General features: G+C 45.6%; 20 protein-coding genes and 1 pseudogene. 12 read left to right on the top strand and 9 right to left on the bottom strand.

The window, feature by feature from the left end; genetic code table 11:
- Positions 1-47: 47 nt before the first annotated feature.
- The 8 genes and pseudogenes from ACWATR_RS32280 to ACWATR_RS32245 form a co-directional block, all read right to left on the bottom strand.
- Entirely contained in the window at positions 48-320 is a 273-nt protein-coding gene (locus ACWATR_RS32280) for a BRO-N domain-containing protein (protein ID WP_460341983.1), read from the bottom strand.
- 4 nt (positions 321-324) lie between these two features.
- Positions 325-516: a hypothetical protein gene (locus ACWATR_RS32275; protein ID WP_460341980.1), complete on the bottom strand. Its 192-nt coding sequence runs from the start codon at positions 514-516 to the stop codon at positions 325-327.
- Positions 517-518: 2 nt separating this feature from the next.
- Positions 519-824, bottom strand: coding sequence for a hypothetical protein (locus ACWATR_RS32270; protein ID WP_460341977.1), 306 nt, complete (start codon positions 822-824; stop codon positions 519-521).
- A 312-nt stretch (positions 825-1,136) separates the two neighbouring features.
- Positions 1,137-2,507, bottom strand: coding sequence for a hypothetical protein (locus ACWATR_RS32265; RefSeq protein ID WP_460341974.1), 1,371 nt, complete (start codon positions 2,505-2,507; stop codon positions 1,137-1,139).
- Between the two features lie 51 nt (positions 2,508-2,558).
- A pseudogene (locus ACWATR_RS32260) lies at positions 2,559-4,053 on the bottom strand (ISNCY family transposase).
- A gap of 160 nt (positions 4,054-4,213) precedes the next feature.
- Positions 4,214-4,363, bottom strand: a complete 150-nt coding sequence (locus ACWATR_RS32255) for a hypothetical protein (protein WP_460341971.1) — start codon at positions 4,361-4,363, stop codon at positions 4,214-4,216.
- Positions 4,364-4,365: 2 nt separating this feature from the next.
- On the bottom strand, positions 4,366-4,653 hold the full coding sequence (locus tag ACWATR_RS32250) for a hypothetical protein (protein ID WP_460341968.1): 288 nt from the start codon (positions 4,651-4,653) through the stop codon (positions 4,366-4,368).
- Positions 4,654-4,838: 185 nt separating this feature from the next.
- The gene (locus ACWATR_RS32245; protein WP_460341965.1) at positions 4,839-5,150 is read right to left on the bottom strand and encodes a hypothetical protein; all 312 of its coding nucleotides are present in this window, start codon (positions 5,148-5,150) and stop codon (positions 4,839-4,841) included.
- Positions 5,151-5,260: 110 nt separating this feature from the next.
- Here ACWATR_RS32245 and ACWATR_RS32240 point away from each other — a divergent pair.
- The 4 genes from ACWATR_RS32240 (at position 5,261) to ACWATR_RS32225 (ending at position 12,618) form a co-directional block, all read left to right on the top strand.
- Positions 5,261-6,315 (top strand): IS630 family transposase gene (locus tag ACWATR_RS32240; RefSeq protein ID WP_460341961.1). Its coding sequence is split into 2 segments (ribosomal slippage): positions 5,261-5,653 and positions 5,656-6,315, totalling 1,053 coding nucleotides; the frame shifts between segments, so codons are not numbered across the junction.
- Between the two features lie 84 nt (positions 6,316-6,399).
- Entirely contained in the window at positions 6,400-11,793 is a 5,394-nt protein-coding gene (locus tag ACWATR_RS32235) for a PAS domain S-box protein (protein WP_460341958.1), read from the top strand.
- Between the two features lie 12 nt (positions 11,794-11,805).
- Positions 11,806-12,435 (top strand): response regulator, encoded by a 630-nt coding sequence (locus ACWATR_RS32230; RefSeq protein ID WP_460341955.1) that lies wholly within the window; start codon positions 11,806-11,808, stop codon positions 12,433-12,435.
- A gap of 48 nt (positions 12,436-12,483) precedes the next feature.
- Entirely contained in the window at positions 12,484-12,618 is a 135-nt protein-coding gene (locus tag ACWATR_RS32225) for a hypothetical protein (protein ID WP_323267566.1), read from the top strand.
- A gap of 11 nt (positions 12,619-12,629) precedes the next feature.
- On the opposite strand, the gene ACWATR_RS32220 is transcribed toward ACWATR_RS32225, so the two are convergent.
- Positions 12,630-13,550 (bottom strand): AraC family transcriptional regulator, encoded by a 921-nt coding sequence (locus ACWATR_RS32220; protein ID WP_191762288.1) that lies wholly within the window; start codon positions 13,548-13,550, stop codon positions 12,630-12,632.
- 201 nt (positions 13,551-13,751) lie between these two features.
- Here ACWATR_RS32220 and ACWATR_RS32215 point away from each other — a divergent pair, with 201 nt between their 5' ends.
- The 8 genes from ACWATR_RS32215 to ACWATR_RS32180 all read left to right on the top strand — a co-directional run bounded on the left by ACWATR_RS32215 (position 13,752) and on the right by ACWATR_RS32180 (position 21,287).
- Positions 13,752-14,657 carry an NmrA family NAD(P)-binding protein gene (locus ACWATR_RS32215; RefSeq protein WP_225226213.1) on the top strand — a complete coding sequence of 302 codons (906 nt, stop codon included), beginning with the start codon at positions 13,752-13,754 and terminating at the stop codon, positions 14,655-14,657.
- A 25-nt stretch (positions 14,658-14,682) separates the two neighbouring features.
- Entirely contained in the window at positions 14,683-15,321 is a 639-nt protein-coding gene (locus ACWATR_RS32210) for a nuclear transport factor 2 family protein (RefSeq protein ID WP_460341948.1), read from the top strand.
- Between the two features lie 63 nt (positions 15,322-15,384).
- Complete coding sequence (locus ACWATR_RS32205) at positions 15,385-16,119, top strand: SDR family oxidoreductase (RefSeq protein WP_460341945.1); 735 nt, start codon at positions 15,385-15,387, stop codon at positions 16,117-16,119.
- A 234-nt stretch (positions 16,120-16,353) separates the two neighbouring features.
- Complete coding sequence (locus ACWATR_RS32200; RefSeq protein ID WP_460341942.1) at positions 16,354-16,911, top strand: DsbA family protein; 558 nt, start codon at positions 16,354-16,356, stop codon at positions 16,909-16,911.
- 187 nt (positions 16,912-17,098) lie between these two features.
- Positions 17,099-17,281 (top strand): hypothetical protein, encoded by a 183-nt coding sequence (locus ACWATR_RS32195; protein WP_460341939.1) that lies wholly within the window; start codon positions 17,099-17,101, stop codon positions 17,279-17,281.
- A 420-nt stretch (positions 17,282-17,701) separates the two neighbouring features.
- A complete protein-coding gene (locus ACWATR_RS32190) occupies positions 17,702-18,283 on the top strand; it encodes a hypothetical protein (RefSeq protein ID WP_460341936.1) in 582 nt (193 codons plus the stop codon).
- A 162-nt stretch (positions 18,284-18,445) separates the two neighbouring features.
- On the top strand, positions 18,446-19,201 hold the full coding sequence (locus tag ACWATR_RS32185; RefSeq protein ID WP_460341933.1) for an SDR family oxidoreductase: 756 nt from the start codon (positions 18,446-18,448) through the stop codon (positions 19,199-19,201).
- 166 nt (positions 19,202-19,367) lie between these two features.
- Positions 19,368-21,287 carry an alpha/beta fold hydrolase gene (locus ACWATR_RS32180; protein ID WP_460341930.1) on the top strand — a complete coding sequence of 640 codons (1,920 nt, stop codon included), beginning with the start codon at positions 19,368-19,370 and terminating at the stop codon, positions 21,285-21,287.
- Positions 21,288-21,492: the final 205 nt, after the last annotated feature.

Here is a 21,492-nt window from a genome sequence, read left to right as displayed (position 1 = left end):
AACTATCAATACAGTTTGGTTAAGGCAAAAACCAGATAAAGTAAGGCTTAGGGACTTCCTTCTGGTTTATTAGAGCGAAATGCTAATTTGTACACGCCAGACTCTTTAATTACCCAGCCAGATTGGGTTCTGCCCTGTGAGTCCGGAATTTCCGGACTCACCTGTTTCCACCGTTCTGGTATAGCATTGAGAGTTTCCGCACCCTTCCAAGGAATCGTTAGTCCAAGACTTACATCTTTGGCAACAAACCAGGGTTCATCATCAATTGATACTACGCGAATTTCTTGAGACTCAAATACAAAAGTTGATAAATCAGACATAAATTCAATTCTCCTTGATTGTTATCCAGTCAGTTAAAACAGCCATACAGCAAGCGGTTAACGTTGGCCTTCTCAAGGTCTTATTTTGATGTTTGGCGACGTAACCGCCCTCTAACTCATTCTGCTCAAAAGAAACCCCAATTACGTCAAAAAGTTTATTAGCAACATCTAATGAAATAGATTTCGACCAAGACATATTTATCTCCCACCCAATCCCGGAAAAAACTTACTCCAAACACTTTGCTCTTTTGACGCTGATTCTTGTGAGCCTAAAACATTCTGCACCCCTCGTTGATTACTCTGAATCTCTTGCATATTAAAAGCATGAACCGCCTGGGCTAACTCTGGATTTTCTTCTAACAGTTCGGCTTCAAGCTCCAACTCCTGCTGCAACAGTTGAGCATTTCGGTGCAAGAACATTCGTTGCTGATGTCGTCGCCTGATTTCGGATTCAGTAAGTTGTAAACGTTCTTCAAAATTAAAATTATCGTAATCGCTATACATAACGTTTAATTCCTCCGTAAAGTAACTGGTATCCTAATCGTAATCTGGTAATAAATTCGTCGGTATTGCGATTGCCCCAAACAGGATTACTACGGCTTTTTATCCAGTTAATTGGACTATGACAAATATTATAATGACAATAAATACACGTAGGAAATGTTGATACTCCAATAATGTCATTGCCGTAGTAAGCGTGATGGATCTCTTCACTTTTATGAGTCAGGCAGACTACACAATAATTGTGAGTTTTTCTGTGTGCGATCGCTACTTGTTTTCTATACTTTTTGGGATCACCATATCGAGCGTTCCAGTTTAATTGTCTGGGTAGCCGAGATTTTCTAGTAGTAGAGTCACCCCTTTTTCGTTTAATTCTTGCCCCGTTAGCTCTTGCCACTTCTGTTTAATCTCTTGATACTGAGGTCTTCTTCCTAATTGTGTTGCCCAAAGTCTAATTTCTTCATACCAGTCAACCTGCTGCTGTAAGGATTGCTGATTATTTTTAGAACTATTAACAGTGTCACCATTCGGTTTAGAATCTTGCTTTTGTTCCAGACCTTTGATATCAAATTCCGGGATTAGGGCAACAAAGGGATTAGAGCGAGTGGGAATTACTAAGGCATACCGGACTCCAGCTTTATCTAACATTTCACAAGCCTGTCGTAAGACTTCTAAAATCTCCTTTTTAACGTTTACAAAATCCTGGGGATGGTCAAGTATATAACTGGATGTCTGCCCCATCGCAATAAAGCAAACATTTTTTAGAGATGGGCGGCTAAATCCGGTTTCCCCAGAGAGTGGGGACTGGCCCATAAACACCCCATGTCCTTTAAGTCCGGCGGTGAATTTGATGATATAGTTCCAAAAACCCTGCAAGTCTTTGGCGGTATCAGCATCAACCATTCCTGGAAGTCCCTTGCCACCACCAAATACGGAGTCTACCTCGTCTTGAGCAAGAAATAATTCCGGGACACCCTGACATTCGCCACCGACCTTTGCAACTCTGGCTTTCTGCTTGTCAATTTGGTCTGTGGCAAAGGTAATCCAGTTTTTTAGTTCTTTCATGCCGTCAAACTTACGGCTGAACTTGCACAACCATCTGGTGACATCATCCTTTGGATCGCTGCCAATCACAATTGCTGGTGTTTGAGATTTTGCAGCGATTTTGTTGATAATCACCCCAGCCAGCGTGGACTTTCCAGACTGTGTTCCACCAGATAGGTAAAAATGGTGATTACTGCGAAGAGTCATATTTTGATTAGATGCAGCATCACATAGTTCATCAATCCAGCCACCATCAATTCTGATGTAGTCAGGATAATTAGCTGCGATCGCTCTCAAAATCTGCATAGCACCAGGATTAATCACGGACTGCACCGACTCTTCATCAATGTCAGCAATATTGGGATTGGGAATACCAGTCGGTGAAGGTGATTGTTGTGCTGGTGGTTCTGGGAGCGTAACCAGACCTTGCAACTGATATTCAGCTATCCACCGGGGGCGCTCACTAACGGGCAGGCGATTCACATAATCAGCAACTCGGCGTTTAGCTGCGATCGCAGTGGTGACATAATTGTATGCTGCCTGACCCTGTAAATGCTGTTTGAGTGCTTTTAAGTCAGCTTCTAGCAAAGACTGGTAAACTTTTTCCTTACTTTCGCTGATTTGAGCGGATACCCCAAACAACCCAGCACTGATCGTCCCAGCGCCAAGTAAGATCTAGCGTGGCAAAACTTACTAGAGAAGACGACTCTCTAAATTAGCCAAGTAACCCTTGGGGTCTCTGCGAAATCGATATTGTTCAATTCTGGCAATGCGTGGTGTTTTTGCAATTGAGAGCGTAATTCGAGCCAAGTATGAATATCAACTTGTGCTAAATCAGATGCGGTAAAAGAATGAAGTTTAGTAGCGATTGCACAGGCAAGTTTGACAGAACCACGAATAACAAGGGATGAGGGGGCAACCTTACGACCAGTACAACGACGTTGATGATGACGTAGCATACCAAAAGCGTGTTCTAAGTCATTATTAGTTCTGGGAAAATCTTCAATTTCGTAACAATGAAAAAGTCCAGACCAGTAGCTATGAGTGGTTTTTATAAAGTTATCAATTGCAGTTTTCAGGGTACCAGCTTTCTGCTTTTGTTGGGACATTTCTGTTAATAGTTGCTGATAGCTTTGTTTGACACCAGCAGCATTAAGACCTATTTTATTATTGAGAATATCACTAGCTTTATCAACCCACTGATATGCAACACTCACAGGTGAAAATAAAGATGCAGTCGCAGATAAACCCTTAGCTATCAGGTGTTTTAGGTTGACTAAGGGTGGGGTTAAAGCACTTTTTTTTCCATCCGTTCTAAGCTTTGCTCTATCAATGTCAAATTTGATTGTAACTTTAATCCAGATGCCTCTAACGGTGGATGACCATCATTAGTTATAGAACTACGTACTGCCGAGCAATAATCTTCGATAATAGTTGCCATTTCCTGAGTTTCATTAGTAACACTACGTTCAATGTCTCGTAATCCTCTAACTTTTTTCTTTAATTCCTTTTTTGCATGTCGATCCGCCTCATATATGGGTTTAATCGCTTCCTTCAAATAATGGTAATGACATAAACCGTGAGCAATTCTAGGTAATGCTAACCTAACAGCTTTGCGAATTGATTGTTGCCCATCACTAACAACTCCATCAATTGGTACATCCAGAGTATTAGCTACTTCTAATAATAACGCCACTAAATCTTCATTTCTTGATGATAATAAGGTTTTAGCTAGTAAGATTTCTCCTGATAAGCAATCTCGAATTACCCATAATACCTCATGTCCAATTTCTGGCTGCATCCCATCAATGGCTAATATCACCCGTCCTTGATTAGCCACTATTGCTTTTAATCTTTTATGGTCTTTTAGCCATAAAGAAAGTAATTCGTCATATCTGTCAATTAGGTGTGTGACCGTTCTTTTACTTATACATATACCATTTAATTCAAGGTGAGCGTGTATTTGGGTAACACTTCTATGTTCCTGGTAGCGTAATGCTCCTATATAAGCAATCACATCTAAACCAAATTCGTTTTGTGGTAGAGCGAGTGACCCTTCTTGCTCTGGTCGATATGCTTTTTTATACCGCATACATGACTTATTTCGACATTGCCGAATTTTTAGCTGTAGTTCTACTACCCCATTTAACGTTCTTATATGTCGAGGATTATTGTATTCATTCCACATTGCTTGACCACACGAAGGGCATTTTTTTTGAACACAATCTAGTACTTCAAACGATGTTGCCTCTGGTTTTAAACTTTTTCTTACCAAGTTTTTGCACCATTATTTCGCTACAAGCTCAAGATTACAGGATTTCTGCTCCTCTCTAGTAAGTTTTGCCACGCTAGAGTAAGATTCCGGTTGTTATTCGGTCAGTATTTAAGAAAAAAGGAGCAGACAGACACATAACTGCACTCGCTCCTAAAGAACATAAAATAGTCCGTTCTGCATGAATAGCACTACTAACAGTTAGTCGTTCTAGTTCAAATGTCATTGCTATCGCACCCCCAACGCAACACCAGCTGCAACTAATGTTAAGAAGACAAACAGGAATATCACCCCAGGCATTAACCCAATGGTGAAAGTCTTGCGGTTGAAACCGAATCCTTTAACGACTAAGCCAGCAAAGTTAAAGAAACCAACTGTCAAACCGCAAATGCAAATCATGCCAATGATCCACACCAAGAATTGACTGACTGGGCTAGCAACTGAGAGAAACCCCATCAACATTGACAGCCCGACTCCAGAGACGGCATATCCAACGAAGGAAAGCTTAATTTGCATAATTTAAGTTGCTCTATCTACATCCTTAAATATTTGAGCAATACGAACACAATTGTCTGAAAAACAAAGGACTACACAAACCCCAAACTGAGGGCATTCATAGTTTTGAACACCAACTTCGTTTAAGTAACAAATTCCTTGACTGCATTGACGCATATCACAAATTCTTGTCATGATTTTCATTTTTAAAATCTGAAGGAATCTCCCACTTCATCAAATGCTTTCTCGTATCCCCCCAACTGGCGCTGCTGTTCCTGGGAACCAAAGGCATGACGGATCACTGCCTCCCCATGTAATCCCCTGGTTCGCTGCAAATCTTCCTCAACCTTCATGGCTTCTTGGGAATATGCCAATTGGTTTTTATACATCTCTGCCAAGGATTGCAACTGCTTGAGCCTGTGCCGGGAAAATTTAGTGTGCAACCACTTCTGTGCTTTTAGAGTGCCAGCCACTTCTGCTTCATCAAGAACCTGCTTTGCTGTAGTGTAAGCTGGCAATGTGTAGCGATCGCGGATTGATGCAGGTAAATTAAGTAAGTCGGCACGAAAAAACCAAACTATGTAAAGATAAATAAATACGGAGAATATATCTACCGAGGTGACTGAGTATGGGCGCTCGTTTAAGGGTGTTCCTAAGCTATGAGCAAGATAAAACCCTGTTAAACCTAAGAACTGCGGATGTACCACAGAAAGTTAAAGACCGAGCAGAGGTTATTAGACTAAATGCACATGGCTGGTACGTAGAAAAAATAGCTGCTCATTTCAATTGGACTCCTCAAACGGTAAGAGAAATCTTACATAAATGGCGAAAACTTGATTTAGAAGGGCTTTGGGATAACCCAGGTAGAGGAGGCAAAACCAAGTATAGCGAAGAGGATATAGTATTTTTGGAGGAATGTCTCAAAGAAGAACCACGTACATATAACAGTCGTCAACTAGCCCAAAAATTAGAGAGCGATCGCTCTATTAAACTGAGTCCCGACAGATTAAGACGGGTACTCAAAAAAAGGGGGTTATTTGGAAACGAGTCAGAAAGAGCCACAAAGGGAAACAAGACGCAAAAATCAAAGAAATAAAGCAAGCAGACCTAGATATGTTAGAACTGTCTGCTGCTAATGGAGAAATAGACTTGAAGTATTTGGATGAATCAGGGTTTTGTGCATGGAGCGAACCGGGTTACACCTATTACTTCCGAGGTGAGCAAAAACGACTAGAACAAAGTAAACGTCGTGGTCGTAGATTAAGCATTATTGGATTTTTTCAACCAATAATCAGCTTTGTTTACGGTTTGGTTATTGGTGGTGTTGACAGAAAATCTTATATCCAGATGATGGAGCAAGAAGCGACTGATGCCCAAAAGATCGGGCGCATCAGAGTAATAGTGCAGGACAATGGGCCAATACATCGATGTCTTCAGGTGCAGCAGTTATGGTCAAAGTGGGAACAGATGGGTTTGTACATCTTCTTTTTGCCCAAATATTGCTCCGAAATGAATCCGATTGAATTGGAATGGCAACACCTTAAAAAAGATGAACTGGCAGGGAAAATGTTTGACGACGAGTTAGAACTTGCCTATGCCGTAATTGATGGTATTCAAGCCAGAGGGGAAAAAGGAAACTATAGTACACAACGTATTAAATTTAACTCCAATCACTATGATTAACTTTTAGTTACATAGTTGTAAATTTCCCCGCCGACTTACTTACATCGCAATGCTGATGCAGTTCGTTCCTTAGCCCAAGTCGTGTTGCGTAAAACCGAGGGCAACCCTTTCTTTGTTGGTGAATTTTTGAAGCTGCTGCATAGCGAAAACCTGTTAACCTTTGATGCCCAACAGTTGAGTTGGCAGTGGAACTTAACTGAGATTGAAGCTCAAGATATCACGGATAATGTGGTGGAGTTGCTGCTGCGTCAGTTGCAGAAATTGCCGGAAGCAACACAGCAAGTTCTCTCCATCGCTGCTTGTGTTGGGTCTGAGTTTGATTTAGAAACATTGGCGATCGTTTGCGAAAAATCACCGAAAGCAATTTTCCAGGATTTATTAGAAGCAATACAAGCGGGATTAATTCAACCTCTGTCTGAATTGGACGAAGATTTGTTAGTTCAAGAGTATAAGTTTTCGCACGATCGCGTTCAGCAAGCGGCTTATGCTCTGATTGATGAATCGCACAAACAGGTTGTTCATCTCCAAATCGGTGGCAATTTGCTCGAAAAAACTTCACCAGAGCAACGATCCGATCGGTTGTTTGAAATCATCGATCATCTCAATCAAGGACTTGAGCTAGTTACTGCTCGATCAGAACGAACTGAAATTGCCAGACTGAATTTAATGGCAGGACAGAAAGCAAAGGCAGCAACGGCTTATGAAGCAGCTTTTAAGTATTTCACTACAGGGCTTAAACTCCTCAATTGGGAGAGTTGGCTCAGTGAGTATGACCTTACCTTAACGCTGTACTCAGAAGCAGCAGAAGCGGCGTATCTCCAGGGTTGCTTTGATGAGATGGAACAGTTGGTAGAAGTGGTACTCGCTCGTGCCAAAACAGTGGTTGACAAAGTGCAAGTTTACGATAGCAGCATTCAAAGATATTTGTCACAGGGCAACCTGAAAGAAGCACTCAAAATTGGCTTGGAAGTGTTGAAGCTCCTGGGAGTGATTTTACCAGAAAATCCAAGTGAGTTAGATGTTCAAGGCGGATTGGAGTCAACGGCGGCACTACTCGCCCAACGAGAAATTGAAGACTTGAGTAATTTACCAGAGATGACTGCACCAGAACCGCTAGCAGCAATGTCAATCCTAGCGAATATAGGATCTGCTGCATTCATAGTATCACCAGCACTGTTTATACTGATTACTTGCAAAACGGTAAATTTATCGATCAACTACGGGAATGCTATCTGGTCACCACTGTTTTATGGTGCCTACGGATTTGTTCTATGTGGAGTTGTTCAAGACATTGAACTCGGCTATAAATTTGGTCAATTGGCTCTTAGTTTGGCAGAACGATTGAATACCAAAAAAGGCAAGGCTAAAGCATTACAGTTATTTAGTGACCATGTTATGCAATGGAAAGTACATCTTAAGGAGACGATACCACTGCTGGTTGAGGCTTATCAGGAAGGAGTGGAAACCGGAGACTTTGAAACCGCTGGTTATGCTGCATATGACGTGTGCTACAACTCGTTTTTCGTCGGTGAGGAACTCACCCAACTGGAACAGAAAACTGCAACATACAGCAAAGCGGTTGATCGAATCAGACGGGAAAGCCCCTCGACTTGGATTGCAATAGTGTGGCAGACCATTCTTAATTTGTTAGATAGGTCTCTTAATCCCAGTCGCTTAGTTGGTCGGGTGTGTAATGAAGAGCAGGCATTACCACACGCCCTTGCAGTTAAAGATGGAACTGCAATTCAAATGCTATATCTGCACAAAGTTATACTGTGTTATCTATTTGAAGAATATCATCAAGCTGGACAGACTGCTATTTTGGCAAGGCGACATTTTGAAGAAGCGACGGCAATAAAGGTTTTACCTGTATTCTGTTTCTATCATTCGCTGGCGCTTTTGAGCCTATTGCTCGATGCTTCAAACTCTGAAAAAGTAGCTTGGCTAAACTGTGTTAACACCAACCAAGAAAAGATGCAAAAATGGGCAGAACACGCCCCGATGAATTATCTACATAAATTTCATCTGGTCGAAGCAGAGAAAGCACGAGTCTTAGGGCAATTTCTTGAGGCTGAAGAGTTTTATGAACGGGCGATCGCAGGTGCTACTGAGCATGAGTTTATCCAGGAAGAAGCATTAGCTTATGAATTAGCGGCTAAACATTATCTAGCGCGAGGTCGGGAAAAATTTGCCCAAACTTATATGAAAGAGGCGCACTATTGCTACGATCGCTGGGGCGCAACCGCTAAAGTTAAAGACTTAGAAAAACGCCATCCACAGTTCTTTTCTCAGTCGTCTAGAGCCGCTTCCACATCAATTCCTATTACTGCTGCAACTATCACTAATCCCTTCCATACTGCTTTCGATTTAGCAGCAGTGATGAAAGCTTCACAGGCGATTTCTCGTGAAATTGAACTGAAGCAATTGCTGCGATCGCTGATGCAAATTTTAATTGAGAATGCTGGCGCACAAACCGGATATCTGATTTTAGAAAACTCAGGAGAATGGTCGATTGAAGCGGCTTGTGAACTCAATGCCGATGAGAATGCTTGTGCGACTCAGGTGTTACAGTCTATTCCAATTGCCGATCAATTGCCAGAATCAATCATTCAATATGTGATTCGGACTCTAAAGCCTGTCACCTTAAATGATGCGACTCGTGAAGGTGCTTTTATTAATGAGCCATACATTCAACAGAACCAGCCTCAATCTATTTTCTGTTTGCCGCTGCTGAATCAAGCCAAGCTGGTCGGTGTATTATATTTAGAAAATCGGTTAGCAGCTGGAGTATTTACACCAGAGCGATCGCAGGTCTTGCAGCTATTATCGACTCAAGCAGCGATCGCTATCGAAAATGCCAACCTTTACTCAGCACTGCGGGCTAAGGAAAGCAAGATCACCCAGTTCCTCGAAGCGATTCCGGTGGGAATTGGGATCGTGGATGCGACAGGTTGCCCTTACTATACCAACCAATGCGGCAGTCAACTTATAGGCAAAGAAACTGATACTTCCATCGCACCGGAGCAGATCTCAGAGGCTTATCAGCTTTATGTAGCGGGAACGGATCAAATCTATCCAGCGGAGAGATTGCCGATTGTGCGGGCATTAAAGGGCGAACGCATCAGGACTGAAGATATAGAAATTCGTCGAGGTCATACCACAATTCTAATTGAGGCACGGGGAACACCAGTTTTCGATCAACAGGGCAATATCACTTATGCGATCGCTACCTTTCAAGATATTACAGAGCGCAAACAAGCCGAGAAACTCCTAGCCGATTACAACTGCACTTTAGAGCAACAGGTTGCAGAACGAACTGCTGCTTTACGACAGAGTGAGGCCAATTACCGTAACCTGATTCAAACAGCGAATTCGATCATCCTTCGCACGGATAGGCAAGGACGAATTCGATACATGAATGACTATGGACTAAGCTTTTTTGGCTATGAGGAAGATCAGATTCTAGGGCGTACCCTACTGGAAACAATCGTTCCAGAAACCGAAACATCTGGACGCGATCTCAAGCAGTTTGTTCACAATCTGTTTCACAATCTTGAAGCTTCCTTGCCTCAAGCTTACTTGCAAACCGAGAATGAAAACCTTTGTCGAGATGGTAGACGGGTTTGGATTGCCTGGTCGAATCAAGTCATCTTCAATGAACAGGGAGAGGTCGTTGAAATCTTATCGGTGGGCAATGACACCACCCAGCGCAGACAAGCAGAAGAGGCATTACAACGCAGTGAAGCTAAGTTCCGCAATATTTTTGAAAACTCACAGGTTGGCATCTTCCGCACCCGCCTCTCGGATGGATTACTTCTCGATGCCAATCAACGCTATGCCAATCTGCTTGGCTTTGATTCATCAGAGGAGATGATTGGGATTGAACACGCCACGGACTACTATGTAAATCCCAGCGATCGCCAACAATTCCTTGAGGTGCTGAAGCGGGATCGGGAAGTGCGAAGCTATGAAGCACAGGGGCGAAAACGAGATGGGACAGTGTTTTGGGGACTTTTCTCTGCTTATCTGAATGCAGACGATGACTACATTGAAGGGGTGATTGCGGATATTAGCGATGTCTACGACGAGCTTCGCTTACGCAAGCAAGCAGAAGCCGCTCTACAAACGAGTGAAGAACGACTACGCTTAGCATTAACCGCTTCAAATCAAGGACTCTACGATTTCGATTTAAAGACTGAAGAAAGAATTGTTAACCCGGAATACGCTTTAATGCTGGGCTACGATCCAGCAACATTCCACGAAACCATTCCTGAATGGATTGCTCGTTTGCATCCTGATGACAGAGAATCAGTTGTCGCAACCTACCGTGCTTGTATTACTGGAGAAATCCCCAACTTTCAAGTAGAGTATCGCCTTCGTACCCAGGATGGTCAGTGGAAATGGATTCGTTCTGTCGGCAAAATTGTTACCTGGAATGAATCCGGTGAACCCATCCGAGCGTTGGGAGTTGTTACGGATATCAACGATCGCAAGCAAGCAGAAGCAGCATTGCAAGCCTCTGAAGCAGAACTGCGGGCGCTCTTTTCAGCCATTCCCGATCCATTATTTGTATTCTCTGCTGAAGGGCGATTCCTTGAAATAATGGTACTGGAACGAAATCTGCTATGGCAACCCTTTGAGGAGATGATTGGTAAAACTATGCATCAACTCGGAAGGGAAGAAGCTGATGAGTTTCTAGGTTATATTCAGCAGGTACTGAGAACCCAACAAATCCTCACAGTCGAGTATGGTGCGTTTCTAAATGGACGAGAAATGTGGTTTTCGGCTCGCATTGCCCCAATCAGCCACGATCAGGTGATTTGGCTGTCGCGAGATATTACGGCTCTTAAGCAAGCAGAAGCCGCGTCAATTTTGGATGAACGCAACCGCATGGCACGCGAGATTCACGACACACTCGCTCAGGCGTTTACAGGTATTCTGGCTCAGGTGGGAGCGGCAAAACAGGTGCTAACAGATGATGTAGAAGCAGCTCAGGCACACCTAGACCTGATCAAAGAATTGGCGCGGACTGGGCTGACTGAAGCGCGGCGATCGGTCGTTGCGCTCCGTCCTCAGCTTTTGGAGGAAGGCAGTCTACAGAGCGCTCTACATCGTCTCATCGCTCAAATCAGAACTGCCGCAATGGATGTCAGTCTATATTATGAGATTGAGGGTGCAGTGTATTCTCTACCCACTGAAGTCGAGAATAACTTACTACGGATTGGGCAGGAAGCATTAACTAATGCGATTAGATACGCCAATGCTGACGAAATTCGAGTGGAGCTAGTCTACGATCGCGACCAGTTTTGCTTGCGCGTGAGAGACAATGGACAGGGCTTTGGAGTTGGAAGTATTTCAGCCTCTGAGGGTTTTGGCTTACTCGGCATGAGCGAACGGGCAGAGCGCATCGGCGCACAACTAACGATTAGGAGTCAACCTGGACAAGGAACAGAAATTATTGTCACCGTCAACCCTTGAGTGAGCATTACAATGAGCCAAGCTACGACCATTCGGGTTCTGATTGCGGACGATCACGCCATTTTTCGGCAAGGATTAGCCACGATTATTAACCGTGACCCAGATATGCAAGTGATTGCCCAAGCCGAAAATGGGGAACAAGCGATCGCTCTATTTTGGGAACACCAACCAGATGTAACGCTAATGGATCTGCGAATGCCTGAAGTGGAAGGAGTTGCCGCCATTGGTGCAATTTGTGCTACTGCTAAATCTGCTCGGATTATTGTACTGACCACGTATGATAGTGACGAAGATATTTATCGGGGATTGCAGGCAGGCGCAAAAGGATACCTGTTGAAAGAAACTGAACCGGACGAGCTTCTGAATGCGATTCGTACCGTTCATCGGGGTCAGAAGTATATTCCGCCCGATGTGGGAGCAAAGTTGGTACAGCGCCTCAGCAATCCAGAACTGAGTGAAAGAGAACTAGCAGTACTCCGCTCACTGGCGCAGGGAATGAGTAATGCCGAGATTGCGGCGGCTTTGAGTATCGGTGAAGGCACTGTTAAATCCCATGTCAATCGGATTTTGAATAAGTTGGATGTAAGCGATCGCACCCAAGCTGTGATTGTTGCCGTTAAGCGCGGCATTGTAAGTTTGTAGGATGTACTTGCAATTGATTCCCAACAGCCTCAGAATTTCACTGATCTGATGAACCGCGAAGCGCAACGAGTCGCCAGTCCAGGGACTAAATTTGTTGCAGTTACTGCTCCTTCGGACCCAAATACATTGGCACTCGCACCACCCTTGCCATCGCTAGCCATGCTGTGGTCGATGGATAACTAGCCAATCTTCGCTCAAGCTGTCCGTAACCGTTCAATGTCTCGAATGGGCGGCGCACCGAACAGGCGCGAATATTCCCGGCTAAACTGTGAGGGACTTTCATATCCCACCTGGTAGGCAGTAGAGGTCGCATCGAAATCCTCAGCTAACATCAGACGACGCGCTTCTAATAGTCTTAACTGCTTCTGATACTGAAGCGGACTCATCGAAGTGACTTGCTTGAAATGCTGATGGAACGACGAAGTAGACATCCCGATCTGACTCGCTAAATCCTCGATCCGCATCGGCTTGGTAAAATCAGATTTGATTTGTTGAATCGCTAAAGCAATTCGCTGCATATTACTGCCGGATGTGGCAATTTGACGCACGGCTTCCCCTTGTTCACCCAACAGCAGATGGTAATAGAGTTCACGAATCATTAACGGTGCCAGCATGGAGATGTGTTGCGGAGTGTCTAAGAGCTTGACGAGGCGAAGGGCACACTCCATCAACGCTGGATCGACGTTGCTAACCGATATACCTCGAATAGAGTTTTCTGGCTTTGCCGAACTGGAACCCATTTGGGCAACCATCTCACACAATTGCATCAAGTCTAAGTTCAGCTTCAGCCCTAAATACGGCTTGTCAGGTGTCGCCTCAGTCACAAAGCCACTCAGCGGTAAATCAACGGAAACGACGAGATACTGCATTGCACCATACTGATATGTCTCCTCACCCAGAAATGCTTTTTTCTGACCTTGAACGACGATCGCCAGGATGGGTTCATACACGCTATGAGGTGCGGTAGATACTGTATCTGAGCGCGCAAAGTCTAATTGCTCGATCGCCGTGGGTTGGATAATGTTGCCGCTGGATTTGGTATGCCGCACGATCCGTGTGGCGATTTCTTGGCGGTGATCCGCGATTATGTCAGGGCGAGAGATTGCGACTGTCATAGCAGAGACTCGACTAACTCAATACTTTACAGTTGACATTATAAAATCTCTGCAAACGATCGCTCTGGAGAATTAGGCAATCATTGAATAGGTTTGGGCATTTCAAGAACAGCGTTTCCAACCTAAGCTGAACTCAGACGAATAGACAAGATGAGGATCAGGCAATGATGCAAGAAGGCAAAAATCGCCTGAGTGATCGGAATGATTAATGAGCAGGAGAACCTTATGTATGTAGTTTTTGGAGCGACGGGACAGACAGGTTCAGCAGTGGCTAACGCTTTGCTTGAGAGAAATTTTCCAGTGCGCGTTGTTTTGCGCTCTGATAAAGCTGCCAGTACATGGCGTGAGAAAGGTGCAGACGTAGCGGTTGCCGAAGTCACTGATGTCGAAGCGATGACCGCCGCGATGCGTGAAGCGGATGCCGTCTATGTGATGAACCCACCTGCTTACAACGTCAGCGATATGTTTGCGCTGGCAGAACAGATCGGCGAGTGCTATGTTGAAGCCCTTACAAACGCTGATGCACGGAAGGTCGTGTTACTGTCTTCGGTTGGTTCACAGCACGCTTCCGGTACGGGCAACATTTTGACGACCCATATTTTAGAGCGCATGTTGGGCAACTTGGCAGTTCCCGTCACAGTTCTGCGAGCGGCATCGTTTATGGAGAATTGGGGGAGTGCCGCCGTGATCGCTGCCGAACAAGGGGTACTGCCCAGTTTTTTTGCTCCACTCGATCGTCGGCTGCCTATGGTTTCGACCGAAGACATCGGGCGCACTGCGGCTGAAGCCATGATTGAAGACTGGAAAGGTCAGCGCATCATCGAACTGCATGGTCCGATCGACTACTCACCAAACGATGTCGCTGCTGCTTTTGCCGCTGTGCTTAACCGTAATGTACAGGCAATTGCTGTTCCCGAAAGCGACTGGCAAGCAACAATTTCCAGCTTTGGCTTTTCACCTGAAGCCGTCAACAGCTACAGCGAGATGATGCGCGGTTTCAACTCTGGTCATATCGTCTTTGAAAGTAGCCCAGAGATAGAAACGCGCACCGGACAAACTGCAATAGAAGCTGCTGTTGATAGATTGACTGGAAGCAAATCCAAGTAAAAATTAGCTTGAGGAGATTGAAATAGTGCGTTATTTAAGTCAAATTTTCACGGGAGCAGGACTGATTGGGCTGTTGGCTATTCCGGTGATGATGCAAGCTCGCGCGAAGGCAGAGATTCAATCGAATGTGACTGCATTTGAGTCAAGTGATTACTCGACAGCGTTGAATCAGCAGTCCTCTCTGGTTCAGCCTTCAGCGATCGCAGACTTGTCCCAAGCAACTGCGTCTAATCCAGCAGATGCACAAGCAACTCAGATGATCGAGCAACGCAACAAAGCAACTGTCCAGCAGTCTTTCGACCAATGGCGCAACGGAACTGGCAGTGCATTTGATCTGCTTGCCCCGGATGTAACCTGGACAATTACTGGGACGGGTGCAACTGCGGGCACATATCGCAGCCGACAAGCATTACTCGATCAAGTCGTTAGCCCGACCAGTGCCCGATTATCAACTCCAATCATCCCGACTGTACGCGGCATCTGGGCGGATGGCGATATGGTGATCGTGCTGTGGGACGGGGAGGCGACCGCCAGAGATGGCAGATCGTATCGGAACACCTATACGTGGTATTTCCGCATGAAAGATGACCAGGTAATCGAAGCGATCGCCTTTCTAGACATGAGCAAGTTTACAGAATTGTGGACAAGGGTTTCACCTTCATGATTCAGGAAATGGAAATCAATATTTAGTTCACAGCACTCAACTCGAACAGAAGGGAAAACAACGATGTTAAACATTGAGAACAAAGTCATTGCGATCACTGGAGCCAGTAGCGGGATTGGCGAAGCCACAGCTAAGTTACTCGCTCAAAACGGTGCAAAGGTGCTTTTGGGCGCACGACGCACCGAAAAGCTCGAAAAGATTGTTGAGGAGATCCACGCCTCAGGCGGTACAGCAGAATTTAAAGCCGTAGATGTCACCGATCGAGAAGATGTGAAAGCGTTCATTGGGTTTGCGAAAGACAAGTTCGATCGCGTCGATGTCATCTTCAACAATGCAGGCGTGATGCCCTTATCGCCGATGAATGCCTTGAAGGTCGAGGAATGGGACAACATGATTAACGTGAATATCCAGGGCGTGTTGAATGGCATTGCGGCAGGTTTGCCGATCATGGAAGCGCAAGGTGGCGGACAGATCATCAATACGGCATCTATTGGTGCTCATGTGGTAGTGCCCACTGCTGCTGTTTATTGCGCGACCAAGTATGCAGTTTGGGCAATCTCTGAGGGACTGCGGCAAGAGTCAAAAACGATTCGTGTTACCATTATCTCTCCCGGCGTGGTTGAGACCGAACTCGGCTCTGATATTACGGACGAGCCAGCAAAAGGCTTCTTGAAAGAACTCCGCAAAGACGCACTCAACCCGGATACGATTGCCAGCGCTGTCCTGTATGCCGTATCACAGCCGGATGATGTCGATGTCAACGAAGTGATTGTTCGACCGATCCGTCAGATGATGTAGGTAACAGCTCTTGATCACGTCAGACGGATAGGATTGACCATACAATTAAGCGTTAAATCTAACTTAAGTTAGAGCTTATCTTCTATCTTAAGAAGAAGCAACTGCTCCATCAAATTACAGCCTAAAAATGTTAACTCACTGTAGACGACAACTAAAACCCAATTCCTTATATTGAATTCATGTGGATTGAGCAAGTGAATCGCAAGGTTCCATGCTTGATACAGATGTAGAAAGATGATCGACGACCATAGTTCCAGTTCTTTAGTTGTGCCAGCTTCAACCCAAGATCACAGTCAAGGTGTGCTAAGTGCCGCCGTGGTGTTAGTGATGTATGGGGATTATCAATGTCCTAGAAGTGCAGCCGTTTACAAGCTGATTAAAATCATTCGGCAAGAGCTTACGGTTTCTTTTGGAGAGGATTATTTATGTTTTATCTTCCGCCATTTTCCACAGATCCAGACTCATCCCCAGGCACAACGGGCAGCCCAAGTCGCCGAAGCCGCCGCCGTCCAAGGAAAGTTTTGGTTAATGAGCGATACTTTATTTGACCATCAACAAAGGTTGGAGAACGGTTATCTTGTCGAGTACGCCAATGATTTAGGGCTTGACATTCCTCAATTTCTCAAAGAGTTGTCTAAACAAGTGTATGTTGATCGCATCAATGAAGATATCGAAGACGGAAGACAGAGTGAAGTGACGACTACCCCAGCCCTGTTTATCAATGGAATTCGGTATACCGGGCGCTGGAACACGACGGAGTTGATGGCTGCCATGATTGCTGCAAGTCATTAAGTTCCCCGATCTTTGCTCTCAATTCATATCTGACTTGCCTGTAAGTGCTGTAAGCCATCTAATTTTGATGGCTAGATTTTGCCTGTTTCACTGAACAAAATTGCCGCTTTTTGAACCATGCCAACAACTGAATTCCTGCGTATTGATTTAGTGAATTACAAATCGGTATTTCATTGAGGATAGTTCTATGACGCATTCACTAGTACAAGGCAAGAATAATTCTGGGCATGAAGGTACACCTCAGACTGGTTCTCTTCGCGATTCCTCAGTTAATCATGCCCTGATTGCGATCGCGCAAGAAGTCACTGAGTTGCTAAGACAAGTTTACTCAATACAAACTGACGAAATTAAAACAGGAGAAACAGAATGATATTGCAAGATAAAGTGGCGTTAGCCACTGGCGGAACTTCAGGAATTGGTCGTGCAACCGCGTTAGCGTACCTCTACGGCGAAGCAAGCTACGCGTAGCGTTCCGTAAAGCCTGCGGCATAGCTACGCTTAGGGCGCAGCCTCTCGTAGAGAAGGAAAGCTTAACGTTCGCGTAGCGTCTCGCAGAGAAGTTATCGCATTTGGTGCTGCTGGAGCAAAGGTAGTATTCTCAGGCAGACGCGATGCAGAAGGTGAAAAAACTGCCAAACTGATTCGTGAAACAGGCGCTGAATGCTTATACGTCCATTGAAACAAGTTCACTAACATCACAAAAATCTGACAAATCATTTTAAGAATCTGAAAGCAGTCAAGCATTGGAACTCAAGACACTTTAGATAGATAGAACCAGGAGTATTTAATCATGGTCAAAGAGCAAACTGTAGACGGACAAGCTTCTTTACAAGCAACTACCAATTTGACACCAGCCCAGGAGTTTTTGCAAGAACTCTGGGATGAGCATCTGCAGCTTGAGTTTGACGCTCACAACACTGAAGATACCCTCGCCACGATGGTTGAGGATGCTTACGTTAACGGCATTCCGGTAATGATTGGGGGAGTAGGGAAACCGGCACTGCGCGAGTTTTATTCCAAATACTTCATTCCACAGATACCGCCGGACATGGAGCTGACTCCGGTCTCGCGCACAATCGGGACCAATCAACTCGTCGATGAAATGGTGGCTAAGTTCACTCATACCATTCAGATGGACTGGATGCTACCCGGCATTGCTCCGACTCTTAAACGGGTTGAAGTGGCATTGGTAGCAATTGTTCAGTTTCGTGACGACAAGCTAGCCCACGAACATCTCTACTGGGATCAGGCGAGTGTATTGGTTCAACTCGGCATGCTCGATCCGGGTACACTGCCCGTGGTAGGGGTTGACAGTGCGCGCAAGGTACTTGATCCGAGCTTGCCCTCAAACGCACTGATCGATCGCGACTAAGTGTAGGAGCCAGAAAATATCAATGTCTAAACCCGCCATTTTGTAATCAGGATCGTACTCATCCTGGTTGTAGGAGGTGCTTCTTATTGCTGGCCGCTACACGTATTGCTCATTGAGTTTTTGACAAAGTGACACAGCCATTCACAACAAGAGGTAACTATCATGATGCTGAAAGACAAAGTTGTTTTGGTGACTGGCGGAACATCGGGCATCGGTCGAGCAACCGCTATCGCTTATGCCCAACAACAAGCAAAGGTGGTGGTAGTTGGTCGTCGAATAGATGAAGGTGAAGAAACGGTTCGATTGATTCAGGAAGCTGGCGGAGAGGCGTTTTTTGTGCAAGCAGATGTCACGAAAGAAGCCGATGTTCAAGCAATGGTTGATAAAGCGGTTGACGTTTTTGGTCGGTTAGATATTGCCTTTAATAATGCAGGAATGGTGGGCGAAAATCCCTCATTGATTGAGCAAACAGAAGCGGAATATGACCGCATTATGAACATCAATGTCAAAGGCGTTTGGTTGTTGATGAAATATGAAATTGCTCAGATGTTGAAACAAGGAAGTGGTGCAATCGTCAATACATCATCTGGGGCTGGAGTCGTTGCACTTGCTGGCGTACCCCTCTACACCGCGAGTAAACATGCAGTAGTAGGTTTAACAAAAGCCGCCGCGCTCCAATATGCCAAAGCGGGTATTCGCATTAATGCCGTTGCACCAGGGTCAATCGAAACAGATATGTTTGAAGCAGCTACAGGTGGGCAGGATGAGGTCAAAGCTTATATAACAGGACTTCACCCGATCGGACGAATTGGAACACCGCTTGAAGTTGCAAATGCAGTTCTGTTTTTATCATCTGACATGGCATCGTTCATAACAGGTGAAACGTTGATGGTAGATGGTGGGTTTGTAGCGCAGTAGTCGAACGACAGTGCGAGATGACAACACTTGCAGGCAAAGTTGCACTGGTAACGGGCGGTTCTCGCGGTTTAGGAGCGGCGATCATAGGGTATGCGAAAGGTGTCCAAGATTCCAAATCTGAGTGTCGAAGTTCAGTCGGAAGAAAATCAAAAAAGAGAATTGTACGATGAAAATACGCTACGGGTTTCGACAGGTCGGCGATGTCGAAGTGTTCTACCGCGAGGCGGGGTCAAGCAATGCGCCAGTGATACTGCTGTTGCACGGCTTTCCGACCGCTAGCCACATGTTCCGCAACCTGATCCCTCTGCTTGCCGATCGCTTTCGGCTCGTCGCGCCGGATCTGCCTGGTTTCGGACAGACTAAGGCACCGCCACGCGGGATGTTCGCCTATACGTTCGACCACCTTGCCGACGTAATCGAGGGCTTCGTCGATGCTTTGTCGCTCGATCGATACGTACTCTACATCTTCGACTACGGTGCCCCAGTAGGTCTGCGTCTGGCGATGCGCCATCCTGAACGGATATCTGCGATTATCTCGCAGAACGGCAACGCCTACCTTGAGGGTTTCAGTGATGAATGGGGATCGTGGGAGACCTATTGGCGCGAACCGAGCGCAGCGAACCGGGAAGCCTGCCGCTCCTCGCTCACGCCAGACACAATCCGGAATTGGCAGTACGGTACCGGAGCCGATCCAAACCTTTTGTCGCCCGACGGCTACGAACTCGACATCGCCTACATGGGGCGAGCGGGCGCGGAGGAGATCCAGCTCGATCTGATCCTCGACTACCGCAGTAACGTCGCGCTCTATCCAGCCTTCCAGTCCTACTTTCGCGAACACCGTCCCCCGCTTCTCGCCGTCTGGGGTCGTTATGATCCGGCGTTTCTGCCCGCTGGTGCTGCCGCTTATCAGCGAGATCTCCCGGATGCAGAGATTCATCTGCTAGATGCCGGACATTTCGCGTTGGAGACCCATGCGGAGGAGGTAGCAACGTTGATCCGCGCGTTCCTCGACAGCACGATCGGTTCCACGCTGCGTCTTGAAAGGGAGAACGTACCTACGCTGAGTGGTATCGAAATTCCGTCACTGTTTATTCTAAATCAAGGAGAGTTAGCACAGATGGAATCTATGAAAGCAGCCGTATTAACTGCGTTTGGTGATGCTGAGAATTTTGAGATTCAAACTGTTCCCACACCAACACTGAAGGCGAATCAGGTGTTAGTCAGAGTTTGTGCAACCTCGATTAACCCGGTCGATTACCAAACTCGTCGTGGTGATTACAAGGAACTGGTTCAACTACCTGCCATCCTTGGAGTCGATGTTTCAGGAGTGATTGAGGCAATTGGCGAAGCTGTGACTGATTTCAAGGTGGGAGACAACGTGTATTACTCGCCGCAAATTTTTGGAGAATTCGGTAGCTACGCTCAGTATCATGTGGCTGATGCAGCGATTGTTGCACTGAAGCCTGCAAATCTATCGCACATTGAAGCAGCTTCTTTTCCGCTTGCAGGCGGAACTGCTTGGGATTGTCTAGTGACTAGGGGCAATCTACAAGTTGGTGAAACAGTTCTCATCCATGCGGGTGCGGGTGGAGTGGGTTCGATCGCAGTTCAACTCGCCAAAGCGATAGGGGCATACGTTTTTGCGACGTGTAGTTCTAGAAACCGAGATTTCGTGACAGAACTGGGCGCAGATCGGGTGATTGATTACAAAAATGAAGATTACGTAGAAGTCATTCGTCAAGAAACAAATGGACTGGGTGTGGATTTAGTTCTAGATACGATTGGCAAAGAAACAATTCAGCGTAGTTTAGAAATCATTCGTCCCTTTGGTAGGCTTACAAGCATTGTAGACATTGCAATACCGCAATCGCTTCTTGAAGCATGGGGTAAGAATCTGACGATTCATTTTGTTTTTTCACCCCAGTACCGAGCAAAATTAGAGGCTTTGACAAAACTCATCGAGCGTCATCAGCTTCGTCCAGTGATTGATTCAGTATTTTCTTGGGATCAGGTCGTTCTGGCACATCAGCGTCTAGAGCAGGGAGGAACACGGGGCAAAATTGTGCTGAAGTTTACAGAAGATTAGACCAGCTTTACAGCGTTAATAATTGCTAAACGGATCGGAGTTTGATTGTGTGCTGAAGGTCAATATTGATTGGAATAGGAGAAACATTGGGAATTGGTAGAGCAACAGCGTTAGCGTACCCCTACGGGGAAGCAAGCTACGCGCAGCGTTCCGTTGGCGCAGCCTCTCGTAGAGAAGGAAAGCTTAACGTTCGCGTAGCGTCTCG

It is taken from the genome of Nostoc sp. UIC 10890, assembly GCF_054786515.1.
The sequence above is the reverse complement of the archived record's forward strand: the minus strand, read 5'-3'. Positions and strand labels throughout refer to the sequence as shown.